General features: G+C 71.6%; 19 protein-coding genes and 2 pseudogenes. 9 read left to right on the forward strand and 12 right to left on the reverse strand.

Annotation, left to right across the window (positions count from 1 at the left end):
- Positions 1–72: 72 nt before the first annotated feature.
- A complete protein-coding gene (locus ACQHII_RS13260; RefSeq protein ID WP_427919512.1) occupies positions 73–1,746 on the forward strand; it encodes a hypothetical protein in 1,674 nt (557 codons plus the stop codon).
- Positions 1,747–1,753: 7 nt separating this feature from the next.
- Here the strand turns inward: ACQHII_RS13260 and ACQHII_RS13265 are convergent, their stop codons facing one another.
- Positions 1,754–2,266, reverse strand: a complete 513-nt coding sequence (locus ACQHII_RS13265) for a YceI family protein (protein ID WP_427919513.1) — start codon at positions 2,264–2,266, stop codon at positions 1,754–1,756.
- A gap of 113 nt (positions 2,267–2,379) precedes the next feature.
- Between ACQHII_RS13265 and ACQHII_RS13270 the strand changes: the two genes are divergently transcribed.
- Complete coding sequence (locus tag ACQHII_RS13270; protein WP_427919514.1) at positions 2,380–2,892, forward strand: MarR family winged helix-turn-helix transcriptional regulator; 513 nt, start codon at positions 2,380–2,382, stop codon at positions 2,890–2,892.
- Positions 2,893–3,122: 230 nt separating this feature from the next.
- Here ACQHII_RS13270 and ACQHII_RS13275 read toward each other — a convergent pair whose 3' ends face one another.
- The 7 genes from ACQHII_RS13275 to ACQHII_RS13305 all read right to left on the reverse strand — a co-directional run bounded on the left by ACQHII_RS13275 (position 3,123) and on the right by ACQHII_RS13305 (position 9,785).
- Positions 3,123–3,797: a 4-carboxy-4-hydroxy-2-oxoadipate aldolase/oxaloacetate decarboxylase gene (locus tag ACQHII_RS13275; RefSeq protein ID WP_427919515.1), complete on the reverse strand. Its 675-nt coding sequence runs from the start codon at positions 3,795–3,797 to the stop codon at positions 3,123–3,125.
- On the reverse strand, positions 3,794–5,020 hold the full coding sequence (locus tag ACQHII_RS13280; RefSeq protein ID WP_427919516.1) for an aspartate transaminase: 1,227 nt from the start codon (positions 5,018–5,020) through the stop codon (positions 3,794–3,796). Before ACQHII_RS13280 ends, ACQHII_RS13275 begins: the two co-directional genes overlap by 4 nt.
- A gap of 4 nt (positions 5,021–5,024) precedes the next feature.
- Positions 5,025–5,768 carry an SDR family oxidoreductase gene (locus ACQHII_RS13285; protein WP_200713645.1) on the reverse strand — a complete coding sequence of 248 codons (744 nt, stop codon included), beginning with the start codon at positions 5,766–5,768 and terminating at the stop codon, positions 5,025–5,027.
- A 70-nt stretch (positions 5,769–5,838) separates the two neighbouring features.
- On the reverse strand, positions 5,839–7,149 hold the full coding sequence (locus ACQHII_RS13290) for an MFS transporter (protein ID WP_427919517.1): 1,311 nt from the start codon (positions 7,147–7,149) through the stop codon (positions 5,839–5,841).
- Positions 7,150–7,290: 141 nt separating this feature from the next.
- Positions 7,291–8,280, reverse strand: coding sequence for a biotin-dependent carboxyltransferase family protein (locus ACQHII_RS13295; RefSeq protein WP_427919518.1), 990 nt, complete (start codon positions 8,278–8,280; stop codon positions 7,291–7,293).
- On the reverse strand, positions 8,273–9,001 hold the full coding sequence (locus ACQHII_RS13300) for a 5-oxoprolinase subunit B family protein (protein WP_427919519.1): 729 nt from the start codon (positions 8,999–9,001) through the stop codon (positions 8,273–8,275). Before ACQHII_RS13300 ends, ACQHII_RS13295 begins: the two co-directional genes overlap by 8 nt.
- Position 9,002: 1 nt before the next feature.
- Positions 9,003–9,785 carry a LamB/YcsF family protein gene (locus ACQHII_RS13305; protein ID WP_427919520.1) on the reverse strand — a complete coding sequence of 261 codons (783 nt, stop codon included), beginning with the start codon at positions 9,783–9,785 and terminating at the stop codon, positions 9,003–9,005.
- Between the two features lie 299 nt (positions 9,786–10,084).
- Here ACQHII_RS13305 and nac point away from each other — a divergent pair, with 299 nt between their 5' ends.
- Together nac and ACQHII_RS13315 are read left to right on the forward strand one after the other, a co-directional pair.
- Positions 10,085–10,999 (forward strand): nitrogen assimilation transcriptional regulator NAC, encoded by a 915-nt coding sequence (gene nac / locus ACQHII_RS13310; RefSeq protein ID WP_427919521.1) that lies wholly within the window; start codon positions 10,085–10,087, stop codon positions 10,997–10,999.
- 124 nt (positions 11,000–11,123) lie between these two features.
- Positions 11,124–12,116 (forward strand): 2-hydroxyacid dehydrogenase, encoded by a 993-nt coding sequence (locus tag ACQHII_RS13315; RefSeq protein WP_427919522.1) that lies wholly within the window; start codon positions 11,124–11,126, stop codon positions 12,114–12,116.
- A gap of 11 nt (positions 12,117–12,127) precedes the next feature.
- Here the strand turns inward: ACQHII_RS13315 and ACQHII_RS13320 are convergent, their stop codons facing one another.
- Entirely contained in the window at positions 12,128–13,000 is an 873-nt protein-coding gene (locus ACQHII_RS13320; protein WP_427919523.1) for a helix-turn-helix transcriptional regulator, read from the reverse strand.
- A gap of 147 nt (positions 13,001–13,147) precedes the next feature.
- Between ACQHII_RS13320 and ACQHII_RS13325 the strand changes: the two are divergent.
- The 4 genes and pseudogenes from ACQHII_RS13325 to ACQHII_RS13340 all read left to right on the forward strand — a co-directional run bounded on the left by ACQHII_RS13325 (position 13,148) and on the right by ACQHII_RS13340 (position 16,615).
- Positions 13,148–14,036: pseudogene (locus tag ACQHII_RS13325) on the forward strand (alpha/beta hydrolase).
- Between the two features lie 67 nt (positions 14,037–14,103).
- On the forward strand, positions 14,104–14,574 hold the full coding sequence (locus tag ACQHII_RS13330) for a MarR family winged helix-turn-helix transcriptional regulator (RefSeq protein WP_427919524.1): 471 nt from the start codon (positions 14,104–14,106) through the stop codon (positions 14,572–14,574).
- Positions 14,571–16,022, forward strand: a complete 1,452-nt coding sequence (locus tag ACQHII_RS13335) for an MFS transporter (protein ID WP_427919525.1) — start codon at positions 14,571–14,573, stop codon at positions 16,020–16,022. The genes ACQHII_RS13330 and ACQHII_RS13335 overlap by 4 nt, the downstream gene beginning before the upstream one ends.
- Positions 16,019–16,615: a cysteine hydrolase family protein gene (locus ACQHII_RS13340; RefSeq protein WP_427919526.1), complete on the forward strand. Its 597-nt coding sequence runs from the start codon at positions 16,019–16,021 to the stop codon at positions 16,613–16,615. Before ACQHII_RS13335 ends, ACQHII_RS13340 begins: the two co-directional genes overlap by 4 nt.
- Here ACQHII_RS13340 and ACQHII_RS13345 read toward each other — a convergent pair.
- From ACQHII_RS13345 to ACQHII_RS13355, 3 genes are all read right to left on the reverse strand, one after another.
- The gene (locus ACQHII_RS13345; RefSeq protein ID WP_427925299.1) at positions 16,589–17,128 is read right to left on the reverse strand and encodes a sigma factor-like helix-turn-helix DNA-binding protein; all 540 of its coding nucleotides are present in this window, start codon (positions 17,126–17,128) and stop codon (positions 16,589–16,591) included. The two genes, ACQHII_RS13340 and ACQHII_RS13345, sit on opposite strands and share 27 nt — an antisense overlap.
- 74 nt (positions 17,129–17,202) lie before the next feature.
- Positions 17,203–17,574 carry an RNA polymerase sigma factor gene (locus ACQHII_RS13350; RefSeq protein ID WP_427919527.1) on the reverse strand — a complete coding sequence of 124 codons (372 nt, stop codon included), beginning with the start codon at positions 17,572–17,574 and terminating at the stop codon, positions 17,203–17,205.
- Positions 17,575–17,596: 22 nt separating this feature from the next.
- Positions 17,597–18,496 carry an NAD-dependent protein deacetylase gene (locus ACQHII_RS13355; protein WP_427919528.1) on the reverse strand — a complete coding sequence of 300 codons (900 nt, stop codon included), beginning with the start codon at positions 18,494–18,496 and terminating at the stop codon, positions 17,597–17,599.
- Positions 18,497–18,705: 209 nt separating this feature from the next.
- Between ACQHII_RS13355 and ACQHII_RS13360 the strand changes: the two are divergent.
- Positions 18,706–18,837 (forward strand): annotated as a pseudogene (locus ACQHII_RS13360) (EF-hand domain-containing protein); the annotation flags it as partial.
- Positions 18,838–19,305: the final 468 nt, after the last annotated feature.

The following is a 19,305-nucleotide window of genomic DNA, read 5'->3' on the forward strand; positions in this document are numbered from 1 at the left end:
CGAATAGCCTCCTGTGTCGTGCACTTGGCAGAAACACCACAGGTGGCACCCGGTCGGCGGACACAGTCGGCGGTGTCCGCCCCGGAACCTCCCGCGCAGTGGCACCGCATCCTCACCCTGCTCGCCGACATCAGTCTGTTCATCGGTGTCCGCCCGGTGTGGACGCAGGCCGCCAGCCACCGGCTCGTCGTGGCCGCGGCCGTGTCCCTCTGCTACGTCTCGATCCTGGTGTGCGGGGTGCTGGCCCTGGTGGTGCGCAGGGCACGGTCGCTGGCCCGGATCGACCTCGCCGTGCTGGTGACGGCGGTCCTGCTGACGCTGGCGGCGTGGTCCGTGTTCCACAACGGCGGTGACGAGGCGGTCCTCACCACCCAGGCCGCCAAGGAACTGGTCGCCGGGCACCCGATCTACGGGCAGCCTTGGCCGTGGCTCTTCCACTCCGGTGGCGTCGCGCTGACCCCGACCGTGACCGGCGGCTACGACTACACCTACGGATATCCGCCGCTGGAAACGCTGTTGACGGCGCCCCTGCTGTGGATCGGCCACGGCGGTGCCCCCGCGACGGCCGTCGCCACCGCCGCGCTCATCGCGGGCGCGGTCCTCATGTGGCGGCTGCTGCCCACCCAGTGGCGCTCGGCGGCCACCATCGCGTGCCTGGGCCTCGGCCTGCTGCCGACCTACGGCCGGCAGGGCTATCCCGCCGTCCTGGCCATGGCGTTGCTGATCCCGGTGGTGGTCCGCTGGCCCCGGATCGGCAGGGGCGGGCGGCTCGGCCCCGCCGGTATCGCCCAGGCCGCGTGCCTGGGCGCGGCCTGCGCGGCGCAGCAACTCCCCTGGTTCCTCACGCCGTTCCTGCTCGCCGGGATCTACGCCGTGCGGCGCGGCGAACTCGGCGCCAGGCAGGCCGCGTTGGTGCTGCTGCGGATCATCGGGGTCGCGCTCACCGTGTGGCTGCTGATCAACACGTACTTCATCGTGCACGAGCCGGGCACCTGGATCGCGGGCATCGCGCTGCCGCTGACCCAGGGCGCCGTGGTGCACGGCCAGGGCCTGGTGGACATCTCGCTGTACTTCACGAACGGCAGCGACCGGCTCGACTGGTACTCCCACGCGAGCATGCTGCTGGCGGCGGGACTGCTCGCCGTGTTCGTGCTGTTCGTACGGCGGCTCGGCCCGGCGGCGACCGTCCTGCCCTGGTGCGCCTTCTATCTGGCGACCCGCTCGCAGGACGGCTACTACCTGATGATGACCCCGCTGTGGCTGGCGGCGGCAGTCACCACACCGCTCTCGGAGTTCCGGGAGGCGTGGCAGCCGCGCCCCCGGGCGCTGTCCGGCCCGAACCGGCGCCGGGCCAGGGTCGCGGCGGCCGTGCTGCTGCTCACGCCCGCGCTGGCGAGCGCCGCCGTGGCGGCGACCGGAGCGCCGCCGATGAGCATGAGGCTCGCCGGGGTGCGGCGCGCGGCGCCGACCGTCGTGACCCGGCTGACCGTCGAGGTCACCAACTCGTCCGGCAGCGCCCTCTCGCCCCACTACATGCTCACCACGGGTCAGGGCATGAGCAGGTTCTGGTCCCAGGTGGGCGGTCCGACGACGCTGCCCGCCCACAGCACCGAGCGCGTCGAACTCGAGCCGGCCGGGGGGAAGTTCGTCCTCCCCCACAAGTCGGTCCGGATCCGGGTGCGCGCGTTCACCGCGACCCCGCAGACGCTGTCCAGCTCGGACGTCCAGTTGCAGCCCGCCGGTTGACGTCGCGTCAGGCGGCGGCGCGCAGGAAGCGCAGCGTGGTGGTCACGGTGGTCAGGCCGCGCAGCATGCCCATCTGATTCCAGCCCAGGCCGAACTGGTCGCGGTCCACGGTGAATTCGGCGTCCAGGGTGAGCGCCTCGGCGCTCGCGTCCTTGAGCTTGGCGGTGAAGGTCTGCGGGCGGCTGATGCCGTGGACGGTCAGCTGGCCGACGACGTGCACGGTGTCGCCGGTCAGCTCGGCGCTGCGCACCGCGAAGGTGATCTCCGGGAACTTCTCCACGTCGAAGAGGTCGGCGGAGCGCAGGTGCTTGTCGCGCTTGGCGTTCTTGGTGTCCAGGGAGGCGGCGGCCAGGGTCAGCGTGCCGATCGCGGACCCGTCGGGCCGGACCTCGCCCTGACCGGTGACGGTGCCGAAGGTGCCCTTCACGTTGACCAGGCCCCACATCGTCCTGTGGCTGATGCCCACGGTGGAGGCGGCCTGGTCGAGCTGCCACACCCCGGTTTCGACGGCGACGGTCATGATCTCTCCCGCTGGTTCCAGTAGTCCAAATTTGAATGAGCCTCACGCTAGCCCATTATCCAAATCTGAACAACCATCTCCTCCAAAATTGGACAACAGGTAGACTCGGAGTCATGGCCGACCCTGCTGAGCACCCTGCCGACCAGCCCGGATGTCCCTCCTCACAGGACGGCGGACTGCTCCCGCCCGAGCTGCGGGCCTGGATGCTGCTGCTGGCGGCGACCGGCGCGGTGGAGCAGGAGCTGCGCTCGGTCGTGAAGGGGAACCTCGACGTCTCGCACGACGAGTTCCTGGTCCTGTGCCTGCTCGCCGAGCAGCCCGAGGGGCTGCGCATGACCCGCGTCGCCGAGCTGCTCGGCCGCCCCAAGACCCGGCTGACGTATCAGATCGCCTGCCTCCAGCACGCGGGCCTGGTCACCCGCAAGTCGGTCTGCGGTGACAAGCGCGGCGTCGAGGTCGCCCTCACGGAGAAGGCCCGCCGCCTGCTGACCGAGGCGTCGGAAACCCTCTCCGAGACGGTCAAGCGCGCCCTCACCCAGTTCGTCGGCCCGGCCCAGCGCGAGGCGATGTGCGCGCTGTTGCCGGAGCTGGCGGCGGATCCGGAGGGGTCGTCGGCGACGGCCTGAGGGGGGCGAGTCGTGAGAGGTGATGGCGTGGACGAGACGGAGAAGCCGCGGCGCCCGGTCGGAGTGGGGGCGCCGCGGCCATGGACGCGGGCTGTGCGGTGGGACGGGCAGCAGTCGTGGCGGAGCTGTCAGTCGTGTGGCGACGGCCCGTAGCGCGGAACGCGGCGCGTTCGCCATACGTCGGCCGCAGGCCGTGGAGGAGGGCGGCGAGCACCGCACAACGGACCGTCCTACTCCTCGATGACCAGGCCCTTAGCCGCCAGTACCGGGGCGAGGCCGCACATCTCGATCACCGTTCTGCCTGCGCGGTACGCGGCGATGAAGCCCGCCTCGGCGTCGATCCGTTCCTGTGAGGCGGCGGCTGCCTCGGCGGCGTCCTCGCGGCGGACGACGACCACGCCGTCGGCGTCGGCGCGCATGATGTCGCCGGGGCGGACGAGTACGCCGCCGACGGTGATCGGTTCGCACATGGGGCCGACGGTCTCCTTGACCGTGCCCTTGATGGAGACGCTGCGGGAGAAGACCGGGAAGCCCAGGGCGCGCAGGTCCTCGGTGTCGCGGACGCCCGTGTCGGTGATCAGACCGGCGAGGCCCTTGGACTGGCAGGCGTTGGCGAGGACGTCGCCGAAGGAGCCCGCCTCCTCGTAGTTGCCGGCGGACACCACCACGACGTCGCCGGGGCGGGCGTAGGCGATGGCGGTCTGGAGCATGAGGTTGTCGCGCGGGGCGCACTGGACGGTGAAGGCGGGACCGCACAGGGACATCGTGTGGTCGACCGGCTTGATGGCCGAGTCCAGTGCGCCGAGGCGGCCCTGTGCCTCGTGGATCGTGGCCGAGGAGAAGGCACTCAGCTGCTTGACCAGGGCATCGTCCGGACGGTCGAACTTCGTGCTGACGCGGATCATGACGGCCTTTCAGACGGAGGGGCGTCGGTCAGTGCGGCGCAGGCCGTCGCGATGCGTTCGCAGGCCTCGGTGAGGACGTCCGTCGACGTCGCGAAGGAGATACGGAAGTAGCCGGGCGCGCCGTACGCGGCTCCGTGGATCACCGCCACCTGCCGGCTGTCGAGGAGGTGGAGGGCGAAGTCCTCGTCGTTCTCGATCCGGGTGCCGGTGGGCGTGAACTGCCCTATCGCCGCACGGCAGTTCACCAGGAGGTAGAAGCCGCCGTCAGGGATCGTGCAGCTGAGCTGTGGCACGTCGTTGACGAGCTTCACCGTCTCGTCGCGACGCGCGCGGTAGACCCGCACGGTGTCCTGGACGAAGTCCTGCGGTCCGGTGAGCGCGGCGGCCGCGGCGGCCTGGCTCACCGAGGAGGGGCACGAAGAGGTCTGCGACTGGAGGGTGTTGATCGCGGTGACCAGGTCCGCCGGTCCGACGCCGTAGCCGATGCGCCAGCCCGTCATCGCGTACGTCTTGGAGACGCCGTTGGTGAGGAACACCCGGTCGGCCAGGGCCGGTTCGACGGCCGCGAGGGACGGGGCCTCCTGGTCGCCGTACCAGATCTCGTCGTAGATCTCGTCGGTGAGGACGCCGACGTGCGGGTGGGCCAGCAACACCTGGGCGAGGGCGCGGAGTTCGGCGGTGGTGTAAGCGGATCCGGTGGGGTTTCCCGGGGTGTTGAGGACTACCCAGCGGGTGCGTTCGGTGAGGGCCGCGGTGAGGCGCTCCGGGGTCAGCTTGAAGCCGTCCGCCTCGGGGCAGTCGACGATCACCGGGGTGCCGTCGTTGGCGCGGACCATGTCCGGGTACGACACCCAGTACGGGGCGGGGACCACGACCTCGTCGCCCTCGTCCAAAGTGGCCATCAGGGCAAGGAAGATGACCTGCTTCGCGCCGCCGCCGACGGTGATCCGGGAGTCGGTGACCTCCAGGCCGTGGCGCTCGCGCAGCTTGCCGGCGATGGCCGCGCGCAGGGCCGAAGTGCCGTTCACCGGCGTGTACTTGGTCTCGCCCGCCTCGATGGCCTTGATCGCGGCGGCCTTGACGTGGTCGGGGGTGTCGAAGTCGGGCTCGCCCACGGTGAGGTCGAGGATGGTGAGGCCCTGTGCCTTCAGTTCGCGGACGCGCTGGGCCGCCGCCGTGCTGGGTGAGGGCTTGATGCGGCGGAGTCGCTGTGCCGTCTTCATGCGATCAGCCCTCCCTGCGCTCGAAGTTGAGGCCGCCGGGCACCTGGAAGGTGGGGAGGATCTCGATGTGGCCGATGTTGACGTGCCGGGGCGCGTCGACCGCGAACTCGATGGCGTCGGCGATGTCCTCGGGCTTCAGGGACTCGTAGCCGTCGTAGAACTCGCGCTGGGCGGCCTCCATGTCGCCGAGGAGGCGGCCGAAGATCTCCGTCTCGACGCGGCCGGGGCAGATCTCGCTGACGCGGACGCGGCGGCCGTAGCCGTCGACGCGGAGCTGGCGCGAGAGGGTGTGCACGGCGGCCTTGGTGGCGTGGTAGATCGTGTTGCCGCCGAAGTTGTAGACCCCGGCTATGGAGCTGATGTTGACGATGTGGCCGAGGTCGCGCTCGACCATGCCGGGCATCAGCAGGCGGACCAGGTGCAGGACGGCCTGGATGTTGACGGCGATCTGCTCGTCGACGGCGAACTCGTCGGCGGTGAGGATGTTGCCGGTCCGGGAGACGCCCGCGTTGTTGACAAGGACGTCGATCTCCAGGCCGTCGAGGACGGCGGTGAGCGCCTCGGTGTCGGTGATGTCGACGGCGTGGGGAATGCAACCGGTCTCGTCGGCAAGGGTGTTGAGCCGGTCGGCGTTGCGGGCCACGGCGTGGACCTCCAGGCCGCGCTTGGCGAGCCGTTCGACGACCACGGCTCCGATGCCGGTCGACGCTCCGGTGACGAGGGCCGTCCTGTAGTCGGAGATGGGCATGCTGAGGTGCTCCTTGTTGTGCGGGGTGGGGGGTGAACGGGCGTGCGGGTGCCGGGAGTTCGTGGGGCTGTCAGGCGTCGCGCAGGGGCAGGTGGGCGCGGTCCTTCACCTTGGACACGGCGAGGAGCGTGCCCAGGGCCGTGAGCACGGCGTAGAAGGCCGGCATGTTGACGTTGCCCGTGCGGTCGATGAGGTAAGTCATCAGGAGCGGGGCGGTGCCGCCGAAGAGGGCGGAGGAGACGTTGTAGCCGAGGCCGTAGGCGGAGTAGCGCACCCGGGTCGGGAAGAGTTCGACCAGGAGGATGTGGATGACGCCCGTGTGGCCGGCGAACACAACCGCCATGATGCAGGCGCCGATCACGGCGAGGCCGACGTTGCCGGTGCCGATCAGCAGGTAGCAGGGGATGCCGACGACCGCCATCGCGACGGCTGCTCCGGCGAGGACCTTCTTGCGGCCGACGCGGTCGGAGAGGCGGCCCATGTAGGGGATGGCGATACAGATCGCGACCAGGCTGGAGGCGGTGACGAGGAGGCCCTGCACCTTGCTGAAGTTCAGCTCGCTGCTCATGAAGGTGGGCATGTAGCTGAACAGGACGTAGTAACCGGAGCCGTTCATCAGGGGGATGAACAGCGCCAGCAGCATCGCGCGGCGGTGCTCGGCGGACGCGAAGGCCTCCTTGAGCGGGTTCTTGGAGAGGCCGTCCTCTTCTTTCAGGCGCGTGAAGTTGGGGGTGTCGCTGATGCGCTTGCGGATGTAGATGCCGGCGATGCCGAGCGGCACGGCGAGCAGGAACGGGATGCGCCAACCCCACGACTCCATACGGTCGTTGCCGAGTCCGCTGGTCATCGCGGCGGCGACCAGGGTGCCGGTGAGGAGCGCGAGGAACGAGGCGATCTGCGCGTAGCTGGTGTAGAGCCCGCGCTTGCCCTCAGGGGCGTGCTCGGCGAGGAAGCTCATCGCGCCGGATGCCTCGCCGCCGACGGAGAAGCCCTGCGCGACGCGGAGCAGGATCAGCAGGGCGGGGGCGGCCACTCCGATGCCGGCGTAGCTCGGCAGTACGCCGATCGCCGCGGTCGCGGCGCTGATCAGGAGGATGACGAAGACCAGCATCCGCTGGCGGCCGATGCGGTCGCCGAGGTGGCCGCAGATGACCGCGCCGAGCGGGCGGAAGAAGAAGGAGACGGCGTAGCCGAGGAAGACGAGCTGGACGGCGTTGTCGGAGCCGGGGAAGAAGACGGCGGCGAGCGAGCCGGCCATGAAGCCGAAGATGCCGTTGTCGTAGAGCTCGGCGAAGATTCCTACGCAACCCGCGAGGGTTACCTTGCGGGCGGTTCTGGGGTCGACCGTGTTGGGGACGGGTTGAGCGGCCACGGTACTCATGGCGTCTCCTGATCTGTGCAGCAGGCGGGGATGAGGGGTGTTGCGGCTCCGTGCGGGTGCTTCTTCTGGGGGTTGGTCAGTGGTGCGGGTCGGTGGAGGCCAGGTGCGCGGTTCCCCGCGCCCCTTGAAGGCGGGCCAGTGTCAAGAAGGTGCGGGTGCCCTGATGCGCAAGGCCTCGAAAGCCGTGCGCACCCTGGATCTCAGGGCGTCAATCGCCTGGCGTTGGGCTCGGTGGGCGGTGATGGCCTGGTCGAGGGTGCGGTGGCGGAAGTGGATGGACTGGCCGGGGCGGACCTGGCCGAGGGCGGACAGGCCGGTGGCGGTGACTACGGCGAGGACGGGGTAGCCGGCCGTGACACCGCGGCCGCGGTGCAGGACGAGGAGTTCGTCCCCTGCGGGGACTTCTACGGCCCCGATGGGGACGCCTCGGGAGAGGACCTCGCCCTTCGTGACTCGGCGGGGTACTCGGTCGCCTTGAAGGCGCAGGCCGATGTGGTTGCTTCGCGGGGCGACCGTGAAGGGGGCGTCGAACAGGCGCCGGGCCGTGTCGCCGAACTCGGCCCGGTCGGGGCCGTCGGTGACGTCGATGGTCCAGCTGGTGGGGAACGGGGGGACCGGCGCGTTCAGACGGAACAGGGGGATGCGGGAGAACGGGTGGTCTATGGGCGGACAGGCCGTGCGCAGGGCGAGTTCGTCGCCCGCGCGGAGGGGCGGGCCGAAGCCCAGGATCGTGTCGGGGGCGCAGCTGCCCTGGAGACGCTCCGCCTCGAACGAGCCGAGTACGGCGAGGTAGACGCGGAGGCCCCGGTTGATGCCGGTGACGCGGACGGTTTCGCCGGCCCTGACCGGGAGCGGTTCCCACTGGGGGCGTACGACTCCTTCGACGCTCACCTGGGCGGGGGCGCCCGTGACCGCGATGAGGACGTCGCCGGAGGGGACGCACGCGAAGTCGAGGGCGGTGATCTCCAGCAGCGGGGCGCGGTCGTCGTTGCCGCAGAGGACGTTGGCGACGCGCGCCGAGTGCTGGTCGGCGGCTCCGTTGGCGGGCAGGCCGTAGCGGGAGCGGCCGACGCGGCCGAGGTCCTGCACGGTGACGAGGCCGGCGGTGCGGATGGCGAGGGTGTCAGCCATGGCAGTCCGCCAGGCTCAAGTCGGCATATTCGTCCCACTGTTGGGGCCCGATGGGCCGGAAGCGGAAGGTGTCGCCGGGCCGGTACGCGGTGATCGGGTCGCTGTGGAGGTCGAGGACGCGTACCGGGGTGCGGCCCAGGAGCGGCCAGCCGCCGGGCGAGGGCATCGGGCAGATGACCGCCTGTCGGCCCGCTACGGCGACCGAGCCGGGGGCGACCTTCGTGCGCGGCGAGGCAAGACGCGGTACCGGCTTCGGGAACGGCGGGCCGTCCGTCATCGGGGCTCCGGCGGGTGCGCCGAGGCAGCGGACGGTGAGGTCGGTTCCGGAGTGCAGGGCGACGATCTCGCCCTCGGACAGGCCGAGTTGGGCGGCCACCTCCGGCAGGTCCGGTCCGTACTCGCCGCCGTAGACGACGGGGACGACGAAGCGGCGCGAGGGTGTCGCGGGCGCGGGGTGCGGGCCGAGGCGGGCCGCCTCGTGGGCCAGGACGCGGCGGACGGTGGTGTGGTCGGTGGTGGCGCAGTCGAACTCGACGAGGAGGGCGTCGTAGGTGGGCACCACGTCGTGGACGCCGGTGAGTCGGACCGCGTCGAGGGCGTCGGCGAGGGCGTGGACGAGCCGCCAGGCGGGTTCGGCGTCGAGGCCGACGGCCTTGGCGACGAGGGCGGAGTCGCCGCAGTCGGCGATGGTGACGTTGGCGTTCGTGTCAAGACCCGTCATCTCAACCGTCCTTGCCGGTCAGGACTTTGTCGAGCGAGGTGATCTCGACGCCCGCGGCGAGGAGTTGCTCGCGGATGCGGCCGGCCAGGGCGATGGCGCCGGGGCTGTCGCCGTGCAACAGGACGGTGTCGCAGGCGACTTGGACGTCCGTGCCGTCGACGCTGCGGATGACGCCCTCGGTGACCATGCGCAGGGTGCGGCGGGCGACCTCGTCCGGGTCGTGGATCACCGCGCCGGGCTCGGAGCGGGGCACGAGGGTTCCGTCGGCGCGGTAGGCGCGGTCGGCGATGCCCACGATGCCGACCCGCAGGCCCCGGGCGCGGGCCGCGTCGGCCAGCTCGCCGTCCTGCGCGAGGACGATCAGCGACGCGTCGAGGGCGGCCACGGCGTCCACGACGGCGCGGGCGTAGTCGGCGCGGACGGCGACCAGGTTGCCGAGGCGGCCGTGCGGGGCGACGTGGTGCACCCGGGTGCCGTGGGCGACGGCGAAGGCCTGGAGGGCGCCGATCTGGTAGAGCACGTCGGTGCGGACCTCGTCCGGGGTGAGGTCCATCGCGCGGCGGCCGAAGCCGACCAGGTCGGGGAAGCTGGGGTGGGCGCCCACGGCGACCTGCTGCTCCACGCAGGTGCGCACGGTCGCGTCCATGATGCGGGGATCGCCGGCGTGGAATCCGCAGGCGACGTTGGCGGAGGTGAGCATCTCCAGAAGGGCCGCGTCGTCGCCCATCGTGTAGGCGCCGAATCCCTCGCCGAGATCGGCGACGAGATCAACCATGGGGGTCATGACGTCCTCCGGGAGAGAATGCGGGAGCAGGGAAAAGGGAACGCGGGAAAGGGGAACTCCGGGAAAGGGAATTCCGGGGAGGCGATGTCATCACGTCTTCGTGACACCGGACCGGAGAATGTTCCCGGCTGGATGTTCCGCACAACTTATTCCGCCCGTCGCGTGATCGCCAATATCCGTTCGGTCTGGCGTTATCGCGAACCGCTATGACTCCCCCCACACCCTCCACTCGCCGGGGCTGTGCTTCGGGGTGATCCCTCCCTACGATGAGGCTTCGCTCCACCCGGAAGGCCCCGCGCATGGACACCAGACGTCTGTACTCGTTCATCAAGATCATCGACGCGGGGAGCATCACGCGCGCGGCCGACATCCTGCACATCGCCCAGCCGGCGCTGAGCCAGCAACTGTCCGCCCTGGAGGCGCAGTTCGGGCAGCAGCTGCTGATCCGCAGCAAGCGCGGGGTCGCCCCGACAGAGGCGGGCCGCGCGCTGTACCGGCACGCCCAGCTCATCCTGCGGCAGGTGGACCTCGCGCAGGCGGCCGTCGACGTCTCCGGCCGGGCCCCCGCGGGCAGCGTGTCGGTGGGCCTCGCGCCGTACAGCCTGGGCGCGGCCCTCGCGCTGCCGCTGCTCAAGAGCGTGCGCGAGCGCTACCCGGACATCCTGCTGCACATCAACGAGAACTTCGGCGGGGTGATCAGCGAGGCGATCATGACCGGCCGGATGGACATGGCGTTCATCTACGGCGCCGGGCCGCTGCGGGGTGTGCAGTTCGAGCCGGTCCGCACCGAGGACCTCTACCTCATCGAGGCGCCCGGCGACACCGCACCGCAGGGGAAGGGCGAGGTGCGCCTGGCGGAGCTGGCGAGCCTGCCGCTGCTGCTGCCCAGCCGGATCCACACGATCCGGCAGGTGGTGGACGCGGCCTTCCAGCAGGCGTCGCTGCGGCTGAACGTGGTGGGCGAGGTGGAGTCGGCGCTGACCCTGGTCAACGCGGTGGACGCGGGCCTCGGGGCGACGGTCCTGCCGTGGTCGGCCGCGCGGGCCATTCTCGATGTCCGCGCCCTGTCCGTACGGCGGATCGTGGACCCGGTCATCCAGGTCAAACTGTCCGTGGTCACGTCGGACAATCAGCCGCTCTCGGAGCCGGCCCTCGCGGTGCACGATCTCTTCCTGGAACTGATCGCGGGCGACAAGAATAACGACGACGAATAGCGTCAGACGAATCCGCTATTTGTTTCCGGTGACCACCGCGGCTAGGTTTCTCGGAAACACCTTCGCAACCACTGCGAAATTATTCGCCCGGTCGGCAATACACGGCTCGTCACTGGAGAAGCACATGAAGAAGCGTGTCCTCGCCACCCGTGAAAACCTGCCCGGCCGAGGTCTGGACCGTCTCTCCGGGAGCGCGGAACTGGTGGCCTGGCCCGGTGCCGGCAAGCCCGGCCCGTCCGACCTCGCGGCCCTCGCCCCCGGGGTGAGCGGCGTACTGGCCCTCGGCAACGACCCGGTGGACGCCGCCCTGATGGACGCGGCGGGCCCCTCGCTGCGTGTGATCGCCCTGGCCAGCATGGGCTTCGACAACGTCGACCGCGCCGCCGCCGCGGAACGCGGCATCGTCGTCACGCACACGCCCCGCGTGCTCGCGGAGACCACCGCCGACCTCACCTTCGCGCTGATCCTCGCCGCCCGGCGCAGGCTCGGCGCGGCCGGGGCGAGCCTCGCGGAGGGCTCCTGGGAACTGTTCCGGATGCACGACTATCTCGGCCTGGACGTCCACGGCGCCACCCTCGGCCTGATCGGCTACGGCCAGATCGGCCGCGCGGTGGCCCGCCGCGCCCACGGTTTCGGCATGCGCGTGATCCACCACGACCCCTACGCCCCCGACGACGACCTCTCGACCTCGGTCGGCCTGGCCGAGCTGCTGGCCGACGCCGACGTCGTGTCGCTGCACGTACCGCTCACCGAGGAGACCCGCCATCTGATCTCGGCCCGCGAACTGGCCGCGATGAAGCCCACGGCCACGCTGGTCAGCACCTCGCGCGGCGGGGTCGTCGACGAGGCGGCCCTGCTCGACGCGGTCCGCGGGGGACGGCTGCACTCCGCCGGGCTCGACGTCTTCGAACGCGAGCCGATGGGAAGGGAGTTGTCCCCGCTGGTCGCCGAGCCGAACGTCATCGCACTCCCCCACATCGGCTCGGCCACCGAGGCGACCCGCGCCGCGATGGTCGACCTGGCCGTCGACAACATCCTCGACGTGCTGGCCGAACGGCCCGCGCGTACGCCCCTCCCGGGCAGTGCGGCGGTGGCGGGCGCGCCGGTCGGCGGCTGAACCCCCGCCGCTCACCCCGCCCGTGTGCCGGCGAGGCTCGCCCACTGCAACAGGAACCGCAGCGCCTCCCGCGAGGGCGAGTCCGGCGGCGCGGTGTAGGCGACGAGCAGCTGCTCGGGGTGGGTGTCGACGGTGAACTGCTGGACGTCGAGGGTGAGTTCACCGGCGACCGGATGGACGTAGGTCTTGGTGAGCTGCCGCGGTCCGCGCACCTGGTGGCCGGCCCACCAGGTGCGGAAGTCCGGGTCGCGGGCGCCGAGTTCGGCGACCAGGGCGGTCAGCGCGGGGTCGTGCGGGGTGCGGCCCGCCTCCATGCGCAGGACGGCGACGCACTCGCGGGCGGCCCGGGGCCAGTCGGCGTACAGGGCCCGGAAGTCGGCGTCGAGGAAGGTGAGCCGGATCAGGTTGCGCTCGGCCGGGGGCAGTGCGCCGAAGTCGGTGAGGAGTGCCGAGGCCGCGCGGTTCCAGGCGAGGACGTCCATGCCCCGGTGCAGCACCATCGCCGGGACGTCGTGCATCGTGTCCAGCAACTGCCGTAGCCGGGGCGCCACTTCGGGACGTCCGGCCGGCCGGGCGACCGGGCCGGGGGCGACCTCGGCCAGGGTGAAGAGGTAGGCGCGCTCGTCCGGTGCGAGGTGCAGCGCGTCGGCGAGCGCGTCCAGGACGGCGCGGGAGCCCCGGCGGGTGCGGCCCTGTTCCAGGCGGACCACGTAGTCGACGCTCACGTGCGCGAGCTGGGCGAGTTCCTCCCTGCGCAGCCCCGGTACGCGGCGCAGCCGGCCGTCGTCGGGGAAACCCGCCTCGTGCGGGTCGCGTTCCGCGCGGCGGGCGCGCAGGAAGTCGCCCAGTTCGTTGCCGGAGAGGGAGGCGTCGGGGTCTGTCATGCCTCCAGTGTCGTCGGGGCCGTGCGCACGTGCCTGGTACAGAACCGCATAGGCAGAGCCGTCCCTGGTGGCGGCGGGGCGGGTTGGCCGACGGTGGGGGCACGGCCGTAGAACGGCTTCCCTCTTCTCCCACCGGAGTGCTTTCCCATGCGTAGTGACGTCGTCTTTCCCAGTGCCGGCCTGAAGCTCGCCGGTCAGCTGTACCGTCCGGACGGGGTTCCGCGGGCCGCGATCGTGGTCGGTCATCCCGGGGGTGGGGTGAAGGAGCAGGCCGCCGGGCTGTACGCGCGGCGGCTGGCCGGGCGGGGGTTCGTGACGCTGGCCTTCGACGCCGCGTACCAGGGTGAGAGCGAGGGTGAGCCGCGCGGCCTGGAGGACCCCGGCCAGCGGGTCGAGGACCTGAAGGCCGCGGTCTCCTACCTCGGCGCTCTCGACGGGGTCGACGCCGAGCGCATCGGGGTGCTGGGCATCTGCGCCTCCGGCGGGTACGCCCTGGCGGCGACCGCGACCGACCCGCGTGTTCGGGCCGTGGCCACGGTGAGCGCTGTCGACATCTCGCGGCAGTTCCGGCTCGGCGCGGACGGCGCCCAGGACCCGGCCGTCGTACGGGGCCTGCTGGCCGCGGCGGCGGAGGCGCGTGGTGCGGACGTCCAGCGCTTCCCGCTCTTCCCGGCCACCGAGGAGGAGGCGCGCGGGCGGTCCGCATGTCCACGAGGGCTGGGAGTACTACCGCACTCCGCGCGCGCGGCACCCCCGCTCGGCGAAGTCCCTGACCTGGTCGAGCGTCGACCGTATCGCCGGCTTCGACGCGTTCTCCGCCCTGGAGCTGATCGCGCCGCGTCCCGTGCTGCTGATCGCCGGGCGGGCCGCCGTGACCTCCTGGATGAGTGTGGAGGCGTATCAAAAGGCTTATGGGGACAAGGAGTTGGCCTGGATCGAGGGTGCCTCGCACGTGGCTCTCTACGACCGGGACGAGTACGTCACGCCCGCCGTCGAGAAGCTGAGCGGCTTCTTCGGCACGCGGTTGGGGGTGTGAGCCGGCAGACAGCCAAAACTGCACAAGTAACTTGGCAAAGTTACTTGTGCAGTTTTACGGTGGGGTCATGAACACGAACCCCGAGCAGCCGCCGACCGTCGCCACCGCGCAGCGGCTCAGCGACGCGATCATCCGGGTGCGGGCACGGCTGCGCACCGAGTCGGGGCAGCACGCGACCGGCCTCACGCCCACGCAGCTCGCCGTGCTGGGGAGCGTCGTACGGGACGGGCCCGTCACGGCGGCGCGGCTGGCCGCTCTCCAGCGGGTCAGCGCGCAGTCCATCGCGCAGAGTCTGGCCGTGCTGAAGGCCGCCGGGCTGGTGCACAGCGAGCCCGACGCGCGGGACGGCCGCAAGAAGCTGATGAGCGCCGACCCGTCCGCCGCCGAGCTGATCGACAAGCTGCTGCGGGGCCGCGCCACCTTCCTGGCCAGGGCCATCGACCAGCTGGTCGCCCCGGAGGAGCGGAAGGACGTGGACAAGGCCATCGAGCTGCTGGAGCGTCTGGCCGGGGCCGAGCTGGACGACGGCCGCATATGAGCGCCGACGCCGCCAAGGCCGTCGCCGCGGCGCGCGACCTCGCGCGCAAGCCGTTCACCTGGACGTTCACGACCCCGCTCTATGTGGGCGCGAGCCTCAACCCGGTCAACAGTTCCATCATCGCGACCGCGCTGGTGCCGATCGCCACCGATCTGCGTGTCCCGGTCGGCAGCACCGCCGTACTGGTCTCCTCGCTGTATCTGGCCAGCGCGATAGCGCAGCCCACCGCGGGCAAGCTGGCGGAGGTGCTCGGGGCGCGCCGGATCTTCCTGGCCGGGATCGTGCTGGTGCTGCTCGGCGGGGTCGTCGGGGGGCTCGGCCAGAACCTGGCGATGCTGACCGTCGCCCGTGTCCTGGTCGGCGTCGGGACCTCGGCCGCGTTCCCCTGCGCGATGGTGCTGATCCGGCGCCGTGCCGAGGACGCCGGGCTCGACGGGCCGCCGGGCGGAGTGCTCGGCGGGATCGCGATCGCGGGCATGGCCACCGCCGCCGTCGGGCCGCCGATCGGCGGGCTGCTGGTCGGCGCGGCCGGCTGGCGCTGGGCGTTCCTGATCAACATCCCGGTCACCGCGATGGCGATGGTGATGGCGGTGCGCTGGCTGCCCAAGGACCCGGTCCTCGACCGCGCGGACCGGCGGTTCCGCAGGATCGCCGACCGGATCGACCTGACCGGCATCCTCGGTTTCGCCGTGACGATGAGCGCGCTGGTCATCTTCCTGACGGCCCTCCCCCGGCCCGACTGGATCGCCCTCGCCGTCTTCGCGCTGGCCGCCGTCCCCACCGTCCGGTGGGAGCTGCGCAGAACCGCGCCGTTCTTCGACTTCCGCGGTCTCGCCGCCAACGGCGCCCTGACCCGCACCTATCTGCGCCAGGGGCTCACCCTGCTCGGCACCTACTCGGTGATGTACGGCATGACGCAGTGGATGGAGGCCGCGCACGGGTACTCGACCGTCACGGCGGGACTCCTGCTGCTGCCGATGGGCGCCGTCTCCGCGCTGCTCTCGCGCCCGCTGGCCAGCCGCAACCTGGTGCGCGGCCCGCTGATCGCCTCGGCGGTGACCATGCTGATCGGCTCGGCCGGGATCATGCTGCTCACCTCGGACAGCCCGGCGATCGCCCTCGTGCTGGTCTCGCTGGTCTTCGGCGTCACCTCGGCCGCCACGACCGTGGGCAACCAGACCGCCCTCTACCTCGCCGCACCGCCCGACCAGATCGGCACCGCCTCCGGGCTGTTCCGCACCTTCGGCTACCTCGGCACCATCACGTCCGCCGTGATCGGCGGAATCGTCTTCCGCGACGGCGCGAGCGACCACGGCCTGCACATCCTCGGCCTCGTCCTGGTCGGGGCGGGCGTCGTGGTCCTCCTGCTGACCGTCCTGGACCGCCGGCTGATGGGCCGCGGCACGACCACCCCCATGAAGAACGCAACCAAGGAGAACGTCTCGTGAGCACCACCCCCCTCGCCACGATCGACCCCGCGCGCACCGCCCTGCTGGTCATGGACTTCCAGAACGGGATCGTCCCCGCCGTCCCCGACTCCGACGCCCTCGTCGAGCGGGTCAAGGACTCCATCGCCGACGTCCGCGCGGCCGGCGGCACCATCGGCTACGTCCGCGTGGCCTTCACCGAGGACGACTGGACAGCCGTCCCCGGGCACAACCCGACCTTCAGCGCCGTCGCCGGCGCGAAGATGCTGCACCACGAGGACGCCTCGACCCGGATCGACGAGCGCCTCACACCCGAGGACGGCGACGTCGTCGTCCGCAAGATCCGCTACGGCTCCGCCTCCACCACCGATCTCCACCAGCAGCTGGCCGACCGCGGCATCGACACCCTGGTGCTCGCCGGGATCAGCACCAGCGGTGTCGTCCTGTCCACCGTCATGGACGCCGCCGACCGCGACTACCGCGTCCTGGTCCTGTCCGACGGCGTCGCCGACCCCGACGCCGAGACCCACCGGGTCCTGGTCGAGAAGGTGTTCCCGTCCCGGTCCCAGGTCATCGACACGACGGCGCTACGAGGGCTGCTGCGCGCCGCCTGACAGGGCCCCCGGGAAGACCACCCGGAGCTTCCGCACCCACCCGTCCTGCCGGAACATCAGCCAGGCAAGACTGGGCGGGCAGGGATTGGAGATGCCGGCGGGATTGACCGCCTCCATCTCCCGGATGGCGATGTCACGGCTGGCCACGACATGGCGCGGATGCTCGGTCACGCCCTTGGTCCTGGTCCCCCGCATGGCCGGGAAGGGATGGACGCGTCCGCCCTCCTTGTTGAGGACGCCGACCAGTTCGGTCTCCGCCGGCCACAACTCCACTATCTTGCCGGGCAGTTGGCCGCGCATGGCGCCGTCCAGCGTGACCTCGGCCTCCTGCCGGCTGCCCTCGGTGATCGCGGCGGCGTCCTCGTGACCCTGCGTCCGGGTGGACAACAGCACCTTGGCCATCTTCGCCCTGGCCTGGTTGAGCCGGCTGCGCACGGTGCCGACCGGCACCTCGCAGGCCTCGGCGATCTCCTGGTACGAGGTGATCCCGCTGAAGTTCCGCAGCGTCAGCATCAGCACCAGCCGCTGCTGCTACGGCGGTTCCTCCACCGCGTCCCAGATCCAGTCCCTCATGGCGTGCTGCTCGATCACCGCTCGGGGTGCGAGGACCCGTCGTCCCGCAGCCGCAACTGCTCCGACCCGTCGCGCCCGGGCAGCTCCCGGTCGGCCCGCAGCCGCATCCGCGCGGAGTTCCGCACGATCGCCCGCAGCCACGCCCCCACGGCCGCGGGCTCCCGCACGTCACCGATGCGCCGCAGCGCGGTCAACGCGGTCAACGCGGCATCCTGTACGGCGTCCTCGGCGTCGGGGCCGTAGCCGAGCAGGCTCAACGCGACCGCGCGCATGGGCGCCTGATGGCGCGTCAGCAACAACCGCAGGGCGCCGGTGTCGCCCGCCTGGGCCCTGCGGGTGAGTTCCTCGACACCAGCGCTGATCCCGGTGAACCCGGCATCGATCAAGGCCGTGGTCCAGCCCCGCTCCTCAACCCACCGACCCGCCGACCGGGATGCCGAGTCGGGCGGCGACCGTCGTCAGGGCCGTTCCCAGCGGCAGGGTGATCCGGGTGTGGGCGTGCGGGTCGCCTCGGGTGGGGTCGCGGTTGACGATCAGTACCGGCTTGTCCTCCCGCGACGCCTGGCGGACGAAACGCAGGCCGGACATCACCGTCAGCGAGGAGCCGAGGACCAGCAGGGCGGTCGACTCATGGACCAGCCGCCGGCAGTGCTCGACGCGCTGCGGCGGAACCGTCTCGCCGAAGAACACCACGTCGGGTTTGAGGACGCCGCCGCAGTCGGCGCACGGGACGACGCGGAAGTCGCCCACCTGCGCGTCGGTGAGGTCCGCGTCGCCGTCGGGGTTGATCGCGGCGGCGATCGGGTCGAAGCCCGGGTTCTCCGCCTCCAGGCGCCGGGTGAGTTCGCCGCGCGGGCTGGCGGCGCGGCAGGAGAGGCAGACGACCCGGTCCAGGCTGCCGTGGAGTTCCACGACGCCCTCGCTGCCTGCGGCCTGGTGCAGGCCGTCGACGTTCTGGGTGATCACGCCCGAGACGCGGGCGTCCCGGGCGAAGGCGGCCACGGCCAGATGCCCCGCGTTGGGGCGGGCCCGCGCGAAGGTGCGCCGGCCGAGGTGGCTGCGCGCCCAGTATCGGCGCCGTGCCTGCGCGCTCGCGGTGAAGTCCTGGTAGGTCATCGGGGTGTGCCTGCTCAGGCTCCCGCCCTCGCCCCGGTAGTCGGGGATGCCCGACTCCGTGGAGATGCCCGCCCCGCTGAGCACCAGCACCCCGCCGGCGCTCAGCGCGTCGACGACCGGCTCCAGGTCGGTGGTGCCCGGCAGCAGGTCCGCCGCCGTGGGGGTCCAGCTCAGGGTGGGGCGCATGCGCATGCCGCAAGGGTACGGAATCGGCGGCGGCCCCCGGCGGGCACGGACGGCCGCTGAGGAACGGGCCGCCGTCCACCGCGGGCAAACCGGCGCCCGGCGCACCTGGCGGGCTCGTGGGCGCGCAGACACCCGCCGCGGTGAGCGCGAGCGCCGTTGCGGGGCGGCCGGCGGCGGAAAGCATGTCCTCAGCACTGCGAGTGAGGAGACCTGTGATGTCCAGCGAGTTCCAGCGGACCAAGCTCCAGGCCATGTTCAAGGCGTTCGACGCGGACGGCAACGGCTATCTGGAGGAAGCCGACTTCGTGGCCCTCGCGGATCGCTGGGGGCGACTGCCGCGCGACCGACCCGATGGGCACCGGCCCACATTCCCGGAGCGGCGGAGCGGCGGAGCGGCGGAGCGGATACGGACGTAAAGATCGCGTCGACCGCCCCGGCGCGGTCCGCGTGGGGGCGGTGACTCCGAGGACCGCTGTCCCAGCCCTTCACATCACGTGAGGCTCCTTCGCGCGGGACAGCTGGGGCGAGTCCCCGATCCGGTCCGGGCCGCGGTTCGACGACAGCGTCTCGCGCCGATCCCGGTCCGTCCCACTGCGACGCACCGGCACCCGGCGCCTTCGCACGGCGCCCGGTCGCGCGCCGTGCGCTCGCCGCCCCTCGGGAGGATCCTGGTCCCAGCTCCGGATGCGACGGGCACCCGGCGGGACGACGAGGCGGCGGTGCGATGGCCATCGACGGGTCCGCGCGACCGGTGATCCCCGTTCCGCCGGAACAGGTGGCGGCGGACACCATGCACTTGGCTTCCGCGTAGACGC

This window comes from Streptomyces sp. cg40, assembly GCF_050320165.1.
Classification (GTDB): domain Bacteria; phylum Actinomycetota; class Actinomycetes; order Streptomycetales; family Streptomycetaceae; genus Streptomyces; species Streptomyces hokutonensis.